Below are 16,576 nucleotides of genomic sequence, written 5' to 3'. Positions count from 1 at the left end.
ATCCAAAGGAAGAGAAATGACAGCTGCAGAAGACAAGCAAAAATAGTAATACTATAATTAATGGGCTTCTTTTCTTTTCTGACTAATAAATAAATAATTCCAATATAAATGATACTTAATAGAATCGCGTAAAATGGTTTAAAGATGAACAATAATACCGCCTCTTTTCTTTAGCTAAACACTATTAATTTTATCTCATTATATTTAACACACATATTCTAAAAAATAGTTTTATTTACTGATCTTATTTCTTTTAGATAGTAGTGAAAAAATACCTAATATAATACTTACGAATACAATAATATATAATTCTTTGTAAGTAATACTAATGATTGAGTTGTTTTTTACAAAGAAATAGTTATATAAAATTAAAAGAAGAAAAAAATTTGCCATAAGGCTCGACGTTTTTTCAAAAAAAAGTTGTATAAAATTAAAGTAATTTTGCTTCATATGTAACCATCCTCTCAACTATAGAAAAACTTACTTTGTCTCCAGTATTATCTCTTATCTTAATTGAAAAGTAACGCACCCCTTGGTTTACAACTAGCAACCATTGGTTTACATTTATCAAATAAGGACTCTATTGTTTAAAAAGCAATAGAGTCCTTATTACATTAAATCCAAGATTCTACATAAAATCATGTAAACAGAACCTTAATTTACCAAGTTTCTGTTTATTTTTGATATTTGTCCTTATTCTTGGAAATAACCATAATTATAAACAAGAAACATACTAAAGTTAAAGCCATATAAAGTGCACTCCTTATGTTATATTTTGCTTAAAACAAAAAAATTGTAATACATGAAATTGCTTAAAAACGTGTATCTAAGACCTTTATAAAATAGGGATTCTTATTTGCTCAAATGATCAATATACTGTTTAGCTTCAAGTAACCCAGCTCCAGTAGCCAATCTATATTCTTTAATAGCCTTAATTTTTTCTCCCTTTGAGATAAGCTCTAAAACAATTATTTTTAGTTCATTATTTGTTGGATCGGGTAAATCAACATGCTTACTGATAGTAGTCAATTTCATTTTTATAAGATCAACTTCTGTCTTTAACTGTCTAATGCTTGAAGTAAGGGATATTATTATTGCAATAAGTAAAAAAATAACTATATTATTCATTTTTTAAACTCCTTATAAGTATTATTTTTATGTAACTTTATAGATATTGATATTGTCGCTAATTTTTTTACTTTATTCAAGAAACCATGTTTGATTAAATTTCGTTATTTAGTAAATGTCATACATGAAATTACATAGAATAGTGTATTGAGAATCTTATTTAATTAATGAGTAATAGAATTAAAATATCTAATACCGTCTGCACCAATCTCAGTATCAAATGATAATTTTACAAATGTCATCTTTAAATCAACAGCAGCAACTAATAAGTAGTTGCTACTGTTGATTTAAATTCTTTTATCCATGAAAATTTCCGGTCTTAGAATCTACGGTTACATAAGGTAATTCACCTGTTTCAATTTCATTTACGTAAACACCATATAAACCGTCTCCAAAATCCTCATATCTTTTAACAGTAACTTTATATGATTCTTTAAGTTCTTTTTCAAAATTAATTTTCCAATCCGCGCTGGATTCTGTTTGATCTGCAACTCCTTCTTCTGTGCTACTTTTTATAGAACTGTTGGCCACAGGATTAGATTCAGAATTGGTACTTGCAGGTTCAGAAGTAGCCTCTGTTTCTTCTGAGCTAATTGAAGAGCTACTTACTTCAGCACTTTCCTTAATACTGTTGGTTATGCTAGCTGATTCGGAATTTATAGTTGAATCAAGTGAGTTACTTGATTCACTAGTAACGGATGACTCTGTTGAGATAATGGAGTTATTACTTGCTTCTGATGGGTTGACAGATGAGGTGTTAGTGTTGCCAATTATGTAAAAAATACCTCCTATTACAAATAATAATCCTATAAAAAAAATAATTAAACTCTTTCTATTTTTCATTTTAAAACCTCCCATGAATTAGACTATCACAATTTTAAATAAATATTTAAGTAGAACGAAAAAACTTAAAAAATTATCAATAATTTTAATAGATACATAAATTCGTTAATAGTCTATTAAGAAAATTATTAAATTAATGTCTTTTTTTATTAAACGATTTAAAAATTCTGGTTATTTGGTTATTCATACTAAAGTTACCTTCTACATGTAATTTAATTTTAGCTTTTTCCAGCGTTTATTACTATTATTCTTTTAAGACTATTTTTCATAAATATATGATACATGAAATTAGATAAAGCAGTGTATTGAAAACCTTATTGTATTAAAGGGATTTTTAATCAGTCTATTTCAAGGAGCAAATCCATAATATAAAATTTCAAAAATAGGTTGTCCCAATATTAAAATTCCAATTAATGCACCTAAATAAACAAAAACGAATACTATTTTTAATATAAAGAACTGATCTTGTACTAATATTTTTTTTACTCCATACCATGCAAAAATAAGTAATAAAGGGATAAGCAACACAAAATATGAAACATTAACGAATGTAGCAAATCTTTCAAACCTTTCAAACCCTTCATTATGGATAGTTTGTAAACCAATAAATTTTCTTATCCAAAGGAAGAGAAATGAAAGCTGCAGAAGACAAGCAGAAATAGTAATACTATAATTAATGGGCCTCTTTTCTTTACCAAACACTATTAATTTTATCATACTATATTTAAATACGTAGATTTAAATAAAAAGTGTTTCTATGTAAAAGCATATAGGTTTGGTAACATAATATTAGATACATAAAATGATATAGAATGGTGAATCAAGAACCTTATTTTAATAAGATTCTGTTTGCTTGGTACGAATACAAAAAGACATTATAGTGCTCTTCAGATAATAACTAAAATTGAGACGATAAATTAATGATAGTGAAGGTAAATAGTGCAGCACTTCGCGAAATTAGAGTCCTTCTTTAATTTCGGAATGTTGCACTATAATTTCTATCATTAATCTTTTGAAATAGCATTTTTATAATGGTAATGAGCTTTGATAGCAAAGACAATGTATAAAATAATCAAGATGGGAAAAAGTATCCAAAAAAATCCTCTAAGAAATACAAAAGGAGTTTCAAATAAAAAGGCTCTCCAAAAAATAGATCCAGTCTTTTCCCATAATCCAGGTGTGTAGTACAAAGATTTTGGATGGATTAATGCTTTGAAATCAACCATCCTAGTCATATATAAAGCAACAGTGAGAGGAATATAACTTAGTGCTAAGGACACCCATACGCGAGCCATTCTATGATACCTTTCAGCTTTAGAAAAGTTATCAGAAAAGATATCTGTGCTAGCATTCCTTTCTGTTTTTTTGAAATATTGTTTGCCTGATGTTTTACTACCTATAATATGCTCCCAGCCGCTATCTTTAAAAAGGGTCTTGTAATCTTGAAAATCGTTTTTTGACTTAAACGTGCGATAATCAATTTTTATAGTAGGAAAATAGGCTGTTTTACGAAATTTATATTCCATTTTTTTATCATATAATTCCCAACCTTCGTTGGATTTTTCATTTAACCATTTCTCTTCTTTATCAAGATTAAAAAAGAACTTAAATTTTTTCATATTCATACACCTTCCTGAGTCAAATTTTCTTCAGTAATAGCTACGATGTGTTTCATTCTTTCATAATCAAGAAGTAGAATGTTTTTCCCTTCTTGTGTAATGACATAAACTTTACGCCTCTTATCTTCACTCTCAACCGGCTTAATAAACTTCAATTTTAATAAGTTTTCGATAGCTCCGTACAATGTCCCAGCAGCCATCCTCACCTCACCATTACTCAAGTCTTCAACTTTTTGTATAATGAGATAACCATGTGCTGGTTCAAATAAAGATAATAGAATATAATAAACAGTTTCTGTCAGCGGTAAATGTTTGTTTCTTTTCATTTAGTTCATTCCCTTCTTAAAATAAAACACTAAAAAATAAACAGTCAAACTATATACTTGCATTGTATACAGTCGAACTGTTTATGTCAATTATTTAATTAAAGATAAAAATAACTAGTTGCAAATTAATTGAAACGATACATGAAATTAGATAAAATAGTGTATTGGAAATAATAAAGGCAGTAATCACTCAAAATTGATTGCTGCCTTTACTTATGGTTATAGTTATAACAAATATTTCTACGGAGCAGATCCATAATAAAAGGGATACAAATAATAGACAAGAATAATACCAATAGCAATAAATACAAAATATTTTGATAGCAAAGCCCTTCAATTTCTTATAAATTAGTAAAAAAAATTGAAAAGTCTTATTAACTATTAACAGACTGTTGTAACTCTATTTATGATCGACGGTTCGAATCGTTGCATACCCCACACTTCAAAAAACAGCGCTATTCAACGTTTGAATGGTACCCCAGATAAAAAGGACCTTTAGTTCAAGAAAACGTCTCTAACGGACTTAAATCGGTTCGTATACTCTTCACGATCGGTATCTTCTGATAACTGATCAATTAATTGTTTGTTTTCTAAAAACCAATCCTCTGTAATGATAGTTGATTCATTTTTATTAGTAAGATAGATTCGTTCTTTATCCGCCACATCTAAAGCAGCTTCTAGTTTTTCTTCAATTTGATCATCTTTTTCTTCAGTTGCTACTTTTTCCGCTTCAATTGCTTGTTTTTGTTCTTTTACTGTTTGTTGTTGAGCAGAGATTTCTTGAATTTTTGATCCAAACGGCAGTTTTGATTGAGTTGAATACCCTAATAACAGCAGCACACTGAAACAAAGCACTAAAGAAGTAAGAGATACAAGGCTAACGCGCTTTAAATGGCCAGAATTCCACCACTGGTGAAGTTTTACTCTCCAAATCAGATAAGAACACCCCAACACGACCAAAACGCTTAAGACGGGCAAAATACGCCACATGAGTTTCATAAAAAATAATCCCATCAGCTACATCCCCATAAAGAACGAAAACATCCCGTAAATAGCTAAAAGGGTAACGGCCCCAATGCCTAAAATACTGATTCGTTCGATCCAATCGGTCCGACGTTCTTTTTTTGCTTGTTGGTCCGCTTGCTGCAAGACCGCATCTAATTTTTCTTGGTAGTTGCCTAAATGTTGGTGGACGATTTTATCTAACTTTTGTTCCATTTTTTCAGGGGAATAATCTTTTAAATCAACGGCTGTTTGTTGTTTCCAATGCTCATTTTCAGTCAGTAAAGCTTGAAATTGCTCCACTCTTTTTTGTTCTTGTCTCCGATGATACGCCAGTTGCTCTTTACCGTTCTGGTCCGAAGTCTCGATTGACGTTTGGAGAGTTTTGAGGTGGCTGACGAGCAGACTCATGTGTTCTGCGCTCTGCTCGTACTTCGTCCGCAACTTCTCGTACGCTAGCAGTAAGTCCTCGTAATCTTTCGGTGTTGCTGCGCTCAAGTTGTTCTCTGTCAGATTGTTGTTTGTCTCGTTTTCGTTGGTGTTCCATGATGGCATGGGTAATCGGCTCCTTTTTAAAGTCTTCGCCTAATCTTGAGGCGGTAAACGTCCATTGTTTTCCTTCTGAATCGTGAGTCACATACTTTTGTCGGATCGTTTGGCCCCTTTTTCCAATCTCAGAAGTAAGGGTTACATCTGATTCAGATAGTAAGTGTTCAAATTCCGGATAGGAATGGGCTTGATCTCTCGCGTGATAAATTTTTTCTTTGACTAAATCCCGTTCATATTGCTTCCCAATTTGAGTATAAGCCGCTATTTCAGTCGGATAGACCTTGTTTTTAGCTTTAGTCAATTCTACCAAGTCATGCTTTTTTGAAATGTCATTATTAATTTCATGCATTTCATAGATATCAGGAGGATTAATGGCCATTTTAGCGCCCGTTTCACTATTGACCGCATTGATCATAAAATGGTTGTGTGGATGGTCGGTATCGGTATGTGTGGCCATATAAATTTCATGATCGGGATACATTTTGCTTAATTCGGACATGAATTCTTGTCCGAACTGATGGGCTTTCATAGGCGTTAACTGATCGGTCGCGTCAAAAGACTGGACTAAGTGATAGCCTTGACGCCCTTTTGTCTTGCCCATTAAGTCTCGCGTTTGGCGCATTTGTTCTCTCGCTGCTTGATAATCTAATGGAGTGAGGTGAGCACTGGTTAAATTGACGTCAATTTTTCCTTGTCTCGCAATGTAGTTGACCGTCGCTGAACCATTTTTAGTGGCACTCGCTATCTTGATAATTGCTCCCAAAGGCCTTTCACTCCTTCCTGAATACTGGATAGCTGCTGTTCCATCCCTTTTAGTTCGTTGGGTTCATAAAACGTTTTGTTGGTGTTGATCCATTTGACTAACTGATTCAAATTGGAATTGTAATACCGCAGCTGTCGAGCGATTTCTTTGGCTCCTTCAATCTCGATTTTCGGGTTTCGCATGCGAGTCCCTTTCGCCTTGCTTTTAACAAAGTTGGGCACGCTCATGCCTTGTTGCTCCGCTAGGTAGCTGAGCTTCTCATATTCGGCTTCGTTCACGCGAAATTTCACTTGACGTTCTTCACGTCGGTTCTCTTTTTTTTGTTCGCTCACGGACGTAGTCTCTCCTCTCTAAACGGCTCCCTATTCGGTCTCAGTTCCTCGCTGCATGACTAACTGGTCTTAGGTCTAAAACGCTCCTTATTCAGTCGCCTTTCAGACCTAAGACCAGTGCTTTTTTTCTCCACTTATTTGCCAACGTTCCCTATGCGGTCACCTTGTCAAAACGTTTCAAAAAAAGGTGTTAGTGTATTTCTTATGTTACTCCCTATCCGGTCATAAAACAAGAAATACACTAACACCAGATACAACAGGCTACGTATTTGGTACCCAAATACTCCCTGTTAGGTGGATGCGCTGCTCCCCCTAAGACCCCCAAAGGAGTCCGCCGTTATCTGTCTGTTCGACAGGTAACGTAGCGGATTTTTTCGTCCGATTCGCTGTTCGCAAACGGACAAAAAAAGAGCCCCGTTTTTCAACGTTGCTCCTCAATAAATCTGACCGTTTGCGGTCAGATTTCCCCTCCAAAAATCCTATGCGAATTAATCATTTTTCGCATGGGATTTTTGAGTAATAAAGGTCTTGCTGCTCATTAGAAAATGATCAACAAGACAACAAAAGCTCTAAAATGAATCGGTCGATTTCCTATTCGGAAACGTCCTTCATTTTAGAGCTTTCAGGTATCAAAAAAACATTGAATAAAAATTTCATGATTAGTGGTTAGCAGTATTGGAAATTAATCATTAGCGTCTAGGCATTTTATTGTTATCGAAATAACTATAAAATTGTGACTTATCGGAAAAATCTGCTTTATACAAACCATTTAAACCAGCTTTTTGACCAATTACACCTAATTCAGTTAGTAGGCGTTCTTCTGCAGGTGTTAAGTTAATACGTCCCTTAAATCCTACACTGTAGATGTAATTAACTAAACGATTAACGAGCGCTTCTGGGTTATCTACGGTTTCAATTTTAGTATAAACTTGTAGTAAAACATCCGTAATATCTAACAAACTTGTAGAAGTATTTGATCGTTTTATTAAATAATTATACAATTCATGAATCAGTTCTTTAGCATTATTATCTTTACTCATAAACAATTCCTACTTTCAGTATTTAATTAGCATTAGCCAAATAAATGATCACCCCAACGTTGGACTCCTTCTGTCCAAGATTGTCCCCAATTAACAGAACACTTTTTTTTAGTACAAGATACACCATTCCCATAATAAGTTGATGCTTCTGCTTCTTGGGGTGCTATAAATAGAACGATACCTAATAGAAAAATGCTAACAATCAGACCTTTTAAAATTTTTTTACCCATGTGTTTCTCATCTTTGAATTAGTTAAATACGTTTATAACATAACACAAGTATTTTTCAAAAGAAAACTTATATTATTAAGTGTAAAAAAAATAAATATTTATTTTTTATAAAAATATCATTTTTGCAAATAACACACGAAATTACATAAAGTCGTGTTCTTCAAATAAAAAAATGAGGCTGGGACAAAAGGTCTCTCAAAAAAATACACTCCCAAAACTATGAACTATTTTGTTCAGTAGTGGGAGTGTATTTTTCTATATCTCTATCAAAACAAACGGAAGTAGTTTTGTCCCAGCCTCATTTTATTAGCTAATGCTCTTTTTATACTTTATTACATAAGCAAAAAAAATAACAATATAGACATAAACGCACTTAAATATACAAGTACAACACATATTTTTTTTAAAATGGTTAAACGATTAAAGTTTAGTTTCACTGAAAAGACAATGATTGAACAAAAATTTAAGATAGATAAAATTTTGATAATAGTTGAGAAGTTTCCTATAAATTGGTTAAGTCCACCTAAAATAAATGCTGCTATTAATGAAAACCAAAACATATAAAATAATAATTTGTTTACGAAACCTTTCCATTCAATATTATTGAATAAAATTAAGCCACATATTGTACCTGTAAACGGTATTAATTCTAACATATTCTATTTACCTCACATTCTGATTACCTATAGTTTACAATAATTAATAGTCTGTTGTCTAAGTATTTTGAAATATGGTCAGTATAGCGGTACTTTGAGACTCTGCTAAGAGATAACACTATTCTTCAAAATACTATTCCTTCTAAATAAAACTCTTCTGTAAATGTTAAAATGATTTAAATACATCCATTAAATTACATAAAATCATGTATTGACAAAAACACACCACAAAAACACAAGTAAATAGTTTATTGATTTACGATAAGAATACTGTTGTACCAACAGTGTAACAGGTTTGTTGCTTTTATTTTCTTCTAAAATTAAGTAAGCTACTTACTATAAAGGAGATAAGCCAAATGTCATTAGGCCAATCGCTAAAAGAAGCACGAGCAGCATTGGATCTCACGCAAGAAGATAGTGCCAAAAGATTATACGTTACTCGACAAACTGTTTCGAGGTAGGAACAAAATAAAACACTTCCTAATATTTTTGTTTTACAAGAATTAAGAAGCCTCTATGGGCTGTCGATTGATGAACTGATTTCTGAAACAAAAAAATCTATCCAAAAGAAAGAGGAGGAAATTTCTATGAAAAAATTCAATTGGTTTGCGTTAGCTGGGGTACTCTTGTTCAATGTACTGTTAGTTTCAGTCGTAGCTCTCACCGCTATCTTACTCGTTTTTGCTCTTTGGTTAATTACAGGAACCTTTATTTTATCGCCAATCATCCTTTTAGGCGCTAACGTAACGGGAGCACAGAGTTTTTCCCTTTTCCAATCGTTCGCAAGTATCCTTTTATGTCTCGCTGGACTCGTTCTTTATCCGTTAGCTAAAAAGACTACTCAAACCTTAGTGGATTCTTTTAAAAAATATGTAAAATATAACAAAAAAATGGTTTATAGTGAGGAGTAATCTTTTATCAAAAAAATTAATTGGATAGTTTCCTGTATTGGGAACCCTAATACAGGAAAATTAAAAAAGAATCCTCTCTACCTTTTTGGTAGAGGGATTCCTTTTTTTTATAACGACTAATATACTTTTGGGAACTAAAAACTTTGACACATGAAATTGCTTAGAATAGTGTATCTATAACCTTATCAGATCAAAGTTGTTTTTTTAAAATAATTATACAAAAGACCTATAACCGGAGGGTTATTTGTTTCCCAGTACCAAAGGTGGACATGTAGAAGTCAATACGGTCTATCAGATGTTTCAAATGGTCGCTAAGCTATTGGGAAGAGACGATATTGGCATGCACACGCTGCGTAAGACGTTTGGTTACCACTTTACAAAAAGACCAAAGACGTGGCTACGTTTTTGGTCTTAGCAGCGAGAAAATTGCGAAGCGCTATATTGGGATTAATGAAGATGAAATTAGTGAGACATTATTAAATTTCCGTTTGGGATTTTAATTCATACCATTGTATTTTTTTTCTGATAAATTAGGACAGTCAAACTTTATTAGAAGAGGTTAGAACCCCACATACTAACAGAAGAAGCTCCTCTGTAATTCGCAACTTCTTTGCCAACAATCGCGTTTAAATCAGTTAATGTCTGAGGAGATTTAAATTCGTTAGCCATTAAGTAAGAGTTGATTTTTCTACTTAACTTTACACAAACAAGTCTATAATCATCACCATCAGAAATCTTTTTAGCATAGTCAAATAATGATTGAGAAAATTCACTGTCTTTTTTTATTTCTGGATCTGAATAGGCTTTGCTAATGGCATCTATAATTTTTCCTTCATTATTATTCATAAATTAGTTCCTTTCTAGTTTTAAGACCATGGACCACTTTGAACCCAACCATTAACTATGATTTTGCCAATTTCACTCTGTGCTTTATTCCAGTCTACCCAACATTTGGTTTTATTACAATAAACACCATTTGGATAAGCCGTTGCAGCTTCTACATTTATAGAACTGAATAACAATCCTAGTCCACTTACCAAAATAAAAACTGTTGCAAACTTAATTAATTTTTTTTCATAACGAACCCCCTATGTATTTTTTTAGGTATTATATAAACAAAATTATTTTAACTATTTTTCCCCAAACGGATAAAGTTAATTTCATCTTCTATAAGCATAGCTATCTATGTTTATAGGGTCTTTTTGAAACGAACGAGATGATTAGACAATCAACACTTATAAACGACATAGAAAAAGCAACCAAATCCATGCCTACTAACTGTCGATTTTGGGTGATTATTATCAGACATTTGATTATTTTTAATCATGTTTTTTTAGTTCTAAAAGTATCGGAATTGTATTTAATAATATTGATATAATCGTTAAAACCCATAGGACTGTTGTCATAGTAGGTACTACATCTAATAAAGCAGCCCAATCTTTTACCTTTACCCAATCGGATATTATGCTGTGCTCTGCAACAAGCGTCAGTGCTGTGAATGACAGTCCCACTGACATTGCTACTTTATAATCTTTGCCTACTTTATATAAATAAAGATTTAAAACAGTTGCTACTATAGCAATAATTCCTAATACTAGAAACATAATTATTCCTCCAATTTTTTTAAATTGTGTTCAGTGTTATAAGTATCTTATTCTAAGTATTATGACTTATCAATACATGGAATTGCATATAATCGTGTATCGAAAAGGAAAGGGTCACAAAACTCACATAAAACATATGTGAGTTTTGTGACCCTTTTTATTGTGTTTATCTACTACTAGTCTTATTTAATTACATATCAGATTAAACTTTTTATAGGTGTTATTTTAGAAATCGTGACAAAGTTAAACGACTACTTCCATTTTTAGTTTTCCGCCTACAGATTCCATGATGTCACTTAATGTTTGTACACTAATGTTTTGTGACCCTTTTTCTACTCGAGAAATATAAGATTGTTTTTTTCCAGTTAGAGTAGCTAATTCAGATTGAGTTAGATGTTTTTCTTCTCTAATTCTTAAAAGAATGTTTGCAGCTTGATAGCTAGCTTCAGTTTCTTTCCACGCTTCAGCAAACTCTGGTGTTTCCATTTGGGTGTCGAAGTAACTTTTTAGTTTATTTTCCATCATTTTCACCCTTTCTTTCTAGATAGTCTTTACGATACTCTTTGGATTTAGTAATTTCTCTTGAAGGAGTTTTTTGTGTTTGTTTCGTGAAACCATGTGATAATATATTTATTATGACTAAAATGAAAATATAAACACCTAAAAATGTTGCTTGAGAATTTTACTCGAAGTTCGTAAATGCCATCATCTAAGTGATCGATATATCCTGGTGGAGAATGGACTCCAAAATCTTCCACAATAGTTATTGCTCTTAATACTTTAGCTTTTACATCTAAACTATCTAAATACTCCAAAAAGGGAGCTTCACCGTTTTCTTTTTCATAGACATCGAAATTATATTTTTTCATACTTTTATTATAACTTATAAGTGATAATGTGTAAACAATCTTATTTAGGAAATCGAATACTAGGTACTATTGATTTTATGAGAATACATAAAATTGTTTAAAAACGTGTATTGATAAAACTACAGTTTCATTTAAAAATTTATAACTGAAGTACTTTTTTATTTGATTTTTAGTGTATGTAAACCAGTGGTTGCTAATTGTAAACGAATAGGTGCGTTACTTTTTAAGCGGAAATTGAGAGAATATAGTTATTAAGTTAAGGAGGATAGTAATGATTTAAACTTGTGTTTAAGAGTTAGACATCCAATTTCATGTTATGAATACATGAGATTCTATAAAATCATATATTGAAGAAAATAGGTAGCTGCTAAAAACAAGCGAGCGACTCTCTTAAAATTAGATCTGTAAAAGATTTTTTATTTCAATTTCAGAGATACTTTTTTTAGCGGTTAAAAATACTTTTTTTCTTCTCTTTTACCAATGGTAACAATCTCAATAATTTCTATCTGATTATCTGTTGGTGGTTTAAAGATGAGACAAATGCCTAATTTTTGGTTCTTTAACAAAAAATTAGGACTTAAAATATCAATCTGCAATCGCTTAAAGTGATTGCTATTCGAAGATAATAGCTGTACTATCAATTGTGGAATTTAAAAATACTAGACTTTTAATAGTGCTTAATTAAAATCTATTTTTCACTAATCAAAATAAAAATACATAAATTCGAAAATGTCGCTAGTTTAAAAGTCTTTAAAAAATTTTAACTAGAAGAACTAATCAATAAAAAGGAACTCAAAAAGAGGAGAATTGATATGTGCGGATTTGTTGGGTATATTTCCAATGTGGAAAATGCAATACAAAAAACAATAGAGAACAATATTAATGAGATGAATAAAATGATTGTACATAGAGGACCAGATGAAGAAGGGTATTATAAAGATAATACGATTGCTTTAGGTTTTAGAAGATTAAGTATTATCGATATTGAAAAAGGGCACCAACCATTATCTTATGAAAATGAACGGTATTGGATTATTTTTAATGGTGAAATTTATAATTATATAGAGTTAAGAAAAAAACTAAGTGGTCAAGGGTATTTATTTAAAACGGATAGTGATACCGAAGTTATCATTGCAGCTTATTCAGCCTATAAAGAAGAAGTAGTGGATAAATTAAGAGGAATGTTTGCATTTGTGATTTGGGACAAAGTAGAAAAAACATTCTTTGGAGCTCGTGATCATTTTGGGATTAAACCTTTTTATTATGCAGTAGAAGAACAAGGCCTATATGTGGCTTCTGAAAAGAAAGCTATTCTAAAAGTGGTTCAAGACCGACAATTAGATCAAATTGCTTTACAAAATTATTTAACTTTTCAATATGTTCCAGGATCAGAAACGATGCACCAATCAATTAAGGAACTACTTCCTGGTCATTTTATGACAAAGAAATTAAATGAGACAGTAAAAATTACGAGATATTGGCAGGCTGATTTTTCACCCATTAACAAATCAGAAGATTTTTTTACAAAAGAAATTCGAACAAGCTTATGGGATTCCGTTGAAAAACATATGAGGTCAGACGTTACAGTTGGTTCCTTCTTATCAGGAGGAATTGATTCGTCAATCATTGTAGCAATGGCACGCGAGTTTAATCCTAAGCTTAAGACATTATCCGTTGGATTTGAAAGAGACGGATACAATGAAATTAATTTAGCTGAAGAGACGGCAGAAGAGTTAAAAGTAGAAAACTTTAGTCATACGATTACTGTAGAAGAATTCATGGCTGAATTTCCACGTTTTGTTTGGCATATGGACGATCCTTTAGCTGACCCTGCAGCAATGCCGCAATTCTTTTTGTCAGCATTAGCTCGAAAGCATGTAAAAGTTGCGTTATCTGGTGAAGGAGCTGATGAATTATTTGGAGGGTATGGTATTTATAATGAACCACATGCGTTGAGAATGTTTAATCTTACTGGTAAGTATACCAACCAAGCTATCCATCAGTTAGCTCAGCTGATGCCTGATGGAGTAAAAGGGAAGAGTTTTCTTCTTAGAGGAACCGTTCCTTTAGAACATCGGTACGTTGGAAATGCAAAGATTTTTGAAGAGCTTGAAAAGAAAAAATTGTTAACCAATTATAATGCTAACTACCCGTTCAAAAATGTGACTGATTCATTTTATCAGCAAACAGTAGGGCGTAATCCAGTGGATCGCATGCAATTAATTGATATTAATACTTGGCTAAATGGAGATCTACTTTTAAATGCAGATAGAACTACAATGGCTCATTCTTTAGAGTTGAGAACACCATTTTTAGATAAAGAAGTATTTAATATTGCTAAAGAAATACCAGCACATTTAAGGCTAGCTCATGGAACGACTAAATATATTTTAAGAAAAGCCGTAGAAGGCATTGTTCCAGAAAATGTTATTTACCGTAAAAAATTAGGTTTTCCAGTTCCAATCCGTCATTGGTTAAAAGATGAAATGTATGATTGGGCATTGACGATTATACGGGAATCTCAAACAGAGCATTTATTAAATAAAGGTTATATTGAAGACCTCTTAATTAATCATCGCATAGGCAAGATAGATTATTCGCGTAAAATATGGACAGCTTTAACTTTTATGGTTTGGCACCGTATTTATGTCGAAGAATCACAAGAATTTTTAACAGAACCGCTACAATCTTCTGTACAGCAATAATTAATATATGAAATTAGATAAAAATTTGTATTGATAAATATAGACCATAAGTACACAAGTATCCTGTGTACTTATGGTCTAAAATACATTATTTTACATAGAAATATGTATCTAGAACCTTGTTAATACAGAGTTACTTTTTTACAATCATTATTTTTCTTATAGAAAGAAATAATAACTAAAATAGCAGTAGCAACCACTGGTTGCTACTATGGAAACCAATAAGTTCTATTAAATTAGGACTATTTGGTAGATAATAAGGTGTCGATTAGAAGGGGGTTAGAAAGGTTATTCTTGAATGGTACACATAATAGATAACTTATTTTCTTCGAAATAATATTTTATACCTACTATTATTTCAATCTAAACAGATAGGTAAAAACAAGTAGCGAGAGGAATGGTTTTTTGGAAAGATATAAGAGTCGAAAAGAATTAAAAGCGGAGGTGAAAGAGGTATTACGTGGCAGATGGAAAGAAGCCATTTTATTAAGTGCTATACCAATAATTTTAACAATAATAGGGGTAGCGATTACTTTATTATCCTATTCCTTTATTCAGCAAAGAATCGGTTTATTTTCTGATATAGGGACGAATATTAACAGGTATGAGTCATCATATACTGAAGACTTTTGGTCTACCATCTTTGGAGCCTTATCTACGTTTATTGCTATTGGTATTTCATATACTTTTTTAGATTGGTTAAGAAACCCAACTATGCGTATTGAACCAGTTAAACAAGCTTTTCAAATATTCACTAAAAAATACTTTTTAGGTACGTTTTTAATTTATATTTTCACCGGATTTTTTACCTTATTATGGGCATTTCTTTTTATCGTACCAGGAATTATAAAAACAATATCTTATTCTCAAGCCTATTTCATTTATAAAGATCAAAAAATACTAACTGAAAATGGAAAAGTATCTGCTCTCGATTGCATAACAGAAAGTAGAAAAATGATGGATGGCCATAAGTGGGAATACTTTGTATTACAGTTAAGCTTTATTGGCTGGGGCATTTTAAGCATTCTATCTCTAGGAATCGGATTTCTATGGTTAAAACCATATGTATATTGTATATATGCAGCATTTTATAACAATCTGACTGAAAATAGTCATTTTGACGAGTCATTAGATGACTTTTAATCTACTTAAGTTATGTATAAATAGCTAGACTAAAAAAAAGAGTAGTTCTAAATTGTTTATTATCAATAAATAAGTTTATTGAAGGGACAATTAATACAGAACTATAATAGAGTATGCTTACCATTTAAGGTGTCGACAATTGCGCTATATTAGCAAAAATAGTTTAACTTCAATAGACTATAAAGAAAGTACAATAGCAACTAAACTCACGTGTGACTATAATTAAGGAGCGATATTTTATGGGCAAAACAAAATGGTATTCCGGAGGAAATGAACGAGCAAAACAAGCAGCAAATATTATTACTGATCTATTAGATGATTTAAAAACAAACTTAGAAAACGAGTCGCTACAAAATGTATTAGAGAATTATTTTGAAGAATTAGAACAAATGGGCGCTTCTATTCCTATGATTTTAAGTCGTATGAACTTAGATATTTCTAAAGCAATCAGAAATGATGGAGTTACTCTATCAGACTATCAATCTAAAAAACTAAAAGAATTGACTTCCATATCCAATATTAGATATGGATATTAACAGTGTACAAAAATAGATAAATTCAATTATTCCTAATTAAATTAATTTATAAGGTCACAGTAGTTATAGTGACCTTATTTTGTTTAGTCAATATGGAAAGATCAATTAAATTATATAGCCAATCGTTCCTTTAAGTTATCTAATGCTTTTTATAAATATTAAATACATGAAATTGGATATAAACGTGTATCCCGAATGTTATTCCAATAGGGTTCTTTTTCATATTATCTTCCAATACATGATTGTAAGGCATGCTGAATAAAATCATGTATCACTTTTGTGAGAGGAGAGGTCTTTTAAATGAGTTACAACCTCCAACC

22 protein-coding genes and 1 pseudogene are annotated in these 16,576 nt (G+C 31.6%); 6 read left to right on the top strand and 17 right to left on the bottom strand.

Annotation, left to right across the window (positions count from 1 at the left end):
• Nucleotides 1-852: 852 nt before the first annotated feature.
• The 12 genes from BLT48_RS14020 to BLT48_RS00505 form a co-directional block, all read right to left on the bottom strand.
• Nucleotides 853-1,128, bottom strand: a complete 276-nt coding sequence (locus BLT48_RS14020) for a hypothetical protein (protein ID WP_034536177.1) — start codon at nt 1,126-1,128, stop codon at nt 853-855.
• Between the two features lie 297 nt (nt 1,129-1,425).
• Complete coding sequence (locus tag BLT48_RS00555) at nt 1,426-1,971, bottom strand: hypothetical protein (RefSeq protein WP_051923349.1); 546 nt, start codon at nt 1,969-1,971, stop codon at nt 1,426-1,428.
• Between the two features lie 348 nt (nt 1,972-2,319).
• A complete protein-coding gene (locus BLT48_RS00550) occupies nt 2,320-2,688 on the bottom strand; it encodes a hypothetical protein (protein ID WP_176944021.1) in 369 nt (122 codons plus the stop codon).
• A 287-nt stretch (nt 2,689-2,975) separates the two neighbouring features.
• Nucleotides 2,976-3,590: a DUF2812 domain-containing protein gene (locus BLT48_RS00545; RefSeq protein WP_089974378.1), complete on the bottom strand. Its 615-nt coding sequence runs from the start codon at nt 3,588-3,590 to the stop codon at nt 2,976-2,978.
• A gap of 2 nt (nt 3,591-3,592) precedes the next feature.
• A complete protein-coding gene (locus BLT48_RS00540) occupies nt 3,593-3,916 on the bottom strand; it encodes a PadR family transcriptional regulator (protein WP_035020759.1) in 324 nt (107 codons plus the stop codon).
• Nucleotides 3,917-4,411: 495 nt separating this feature from the next.
• Entirely contained in the window at nt 4,412-4,930 is a 519-nt protein-coding gene (locus tag BLT48_RS00535; protein ID WP_089974376.1) for a hypothetical protein, read from the bottom strand.
• 3 nt (nt 4,931-4,933) lie between these two features.
• A complete protein-coding gene (locus BLT48_RS00530) occupies nt 4,934-5,221 on the bottom strand; it encodes a hypothetical protein (RefSeq protein ID WP_089974374.1) in 288 nt (95 codons plus the stop codon).
• A gap of 40 nt (nt 5,222-5,261) precedes the next feature.
• Entirely contained in the window at nt 5,262-6,230 is a 969-nt protein-coding gene (locus BLT48_RS00525; RefSeq protein WP_176944020.1) for a relaxase/mobilization nuclease domain-containing protein, read from the bottom strand.
• A complete protein-coding gene (locus tag BLT48_RS00520) occupies nt 6,209-6,562 on the bottom strand; it encodes a plasmid mobilization protein (RefSeq protein WP_089974369.1) in 354 nt (117 codons plus the stop codon). Before BLT48_RS00520 ends, BLT48_RS00525 begins: the two co-directional genes overlap by 22 nt.
• 689 nt (nt 6,563-7,251) lie before the next feature.
• Entirely contained in the window at nt 7,252-7,602 is a 351-nt protein-coding gene (locus BLT48_RS00515; RefSeq protein ID WP_089974367.1) for a bacteriocin immunity protein, read from the bottom strand.
• A gap of 32 nt (nt 7,603-7,634) precedes the next feature.
• Nucleotides 7,635-7,832, bottom strand: coding sequence for a leucocin A/sakacin P family class II bacteriocin (locus BLT48_RS00510; protein WP_089974365.1), 198 nt, complete (start codon nt 7,830-7,832; stop codon nt 7,635-7,637).
• Nucleotides 7,833-8,164: 332 nt separating this feature from the next.
• Nucleotides 8,165-8,488 carry a hypothetical protein gene (locus tag BLT48_RS00505; protein WP_089974363.1) on the bottom strand — a complete coding sequence of 108 codons (324 nt, stop codon included), beginning with the start codon at nt 8,486-8,488 and terminating at the stop codon, nt 8,165-8,167.
• 356 nt (nt 8,489-8,844) lie between these two features.
• On the opposite strand from BLT48_RS00505, the gene BLT48_RS14105 reads away from it, so the two are divergent.
• The 3 genes and pseudogenes from BLT48_RS14105 to BLT48_RS14095 form a co-directional block, all read left to right on the top strand.
• Entirely contained in the window at nt 8,845-8,949 is a 105-nt protein-coding gene (locus BLT48_RS14105) for a helix-turn-helix transcriptional regulator (RefSeq protein WP_226776829.1), read from the top strand.
• A gap of 126 nt (nt 8,950-9,075) precedes the next feature.
• The gene (locus BLT48_RS14100; protein WP_244885782.1) at nt 9,076-9,399 is read left to right on the top strand and encodes a DUF1700 domain-containing protein; all 324 of its coding nucleotides are present in this window, start codon (nt 9,076-9,078) and stop codon (nt 9,397-9,399) included.
• A 232-nt stretch (nt 9,400-9,631) separates the two neighbouring features.
• Nucleotides 9,632-9,899: pseudogene (locus BLT48_RS14095) on the top strand (tyrosine-type recombinase/integrase); the annotation flags it as partial.
• A 49-nt stretch (nt 9,900-9,948) separates the two neighbouring features.
• Here the strand turns inward: BLT48_RS14095 and BLT48_RS00490 are convergent.
• The 5 genes from BLT48_RS00490 to BLT48_RS00470 all read right to left on the bottom strand — a co-directional run bounded on the left by BLT48_RS00490 (nt 9,949) and on the right by BLT48_RS00470 (nt 11,872).
• Nucleotides 9,949-10,245, bottom strand: a complete 297-nt coding sequence (locus BLT48_RS00490; protein WP_034536157.1) for a bacteriocin immunity protein — start codon at nt 10,243-10,245, stop codon at nt 9,949-9,951.
• Nucleotides 10,246-10,265: 20 nt separating this feature from the next.
• Nucleotides 10,266-10,439: a class II bacteriocin gene (locus tag BLT48_RS00485; RefSeq protein WP_081901336.1), complete on the bottom strand. Its 174-nt coding sequence runs from the start codon at nt 10,437-10,439 to the stop codon at nt 10,266-10,268.
• Nucleotides 10,440-10,718: 279 nt separating this feature from the next.
• Nucleotides 10,719-11,003 (bottom strand): hypothetical protein, encoded by a 285-nt coding sequence (locus tag BLT48_RS00480; protein WP_089974361.1) that lies wholly within the window; start codon nt 11,001-11,003, stop codon nt 10,719-10,721.
• A 243-nt stretch (nt 11,004-11,246) separates the two neighbouring features.
• Nucleotides 11,247-11,525 (bottom strand): helix-turn-helix domain-containing protein, encoded by a 279-nt coding sequence (locus tag BLT48_RS00475; RefSeq protein ID WP_244885781.1) that lies wholly within the window; start codon nt 11,523-11,525, stop codon nt 11,247-11,249.
• A 47-nt stretch (nt 11,526-11,572) separates the two neighbouring features.
• Nucleotides 11,573-11,872 carry a type II toxin-antitoxin system RelE/ParE family toxin gene (locus BLT48_RS00470; RefSeq protein ID WP_218123345.1) on the bottom strand — a complete coding sequence of 100 codons (300 nt, stop codon included), beginning with the start codon at nt 11,870-11,872 and terminating at the stop codon, nt 11,573-11,575.
• 812 nt (nt 11,873-12,684) lie between these two features.
• On the opposite strand from BLT48_RS00470, the gene asnB reads away from it, so the two are divergent.
• From asnB to BLT48_RS00455, 3 genes are all read left to right on the top strand, one after another.
• Nucleotides 12,685-14,577, top strand: coding sequence for an asparagine synthase (glutamine-hydrolyzing) (gene asnB / locus BLT48_RS00465; RefSeq protein ID WP_035050558.1), 1,893 nt, complete (start codon nt 12,685-12,687; stop codon nt 14,575-14,577).
• A 405-nt stretch (nt 14,578-14,982) separates the two neighbouring features.
• Nucleotides 14,983-15,720, top strand: a complete 738-nt coding sequence (locus BLT48_RS00460; protein ID WP_034536266.1) for a DUF975 family protein — start codon at nt 14,983-14,985, stop codon at nt 15,718-15,720.
• A 239-nt stretch (nt 15,721-15,959) separates the two neighbouring features.
• Nucleotides 15,960-16,256 carry a bacteriocin immunity protein gene (locus BLT48_RS00455; protein WP_089974359.1) on the top strand — a complete coding sequence of 99 codons (297 nt, stop codon included), beginning with the start codon at nt 15,960-15,962 and terminating at the stop codon, nt 16,254-16,256.
• Nucleotides 16,257-16,576: the final 320 nt, after the last annotated feature.

It is taken from the genome of Carnobacterium viridans, from assembly GCF_900102725.1.
In the GTDB taxonomy this organism is placed as follows: Bacteria; Bacillota; Bacilli; order Lactobacillales; family Carnobacteriaceae; genus Carnobacterium_B; species Carnobacterium_B viridans.
Note: the sequence above shows the minus strand (reverse complement) of the source record. Positions and strands in the feature narration are given on the sequence as shown.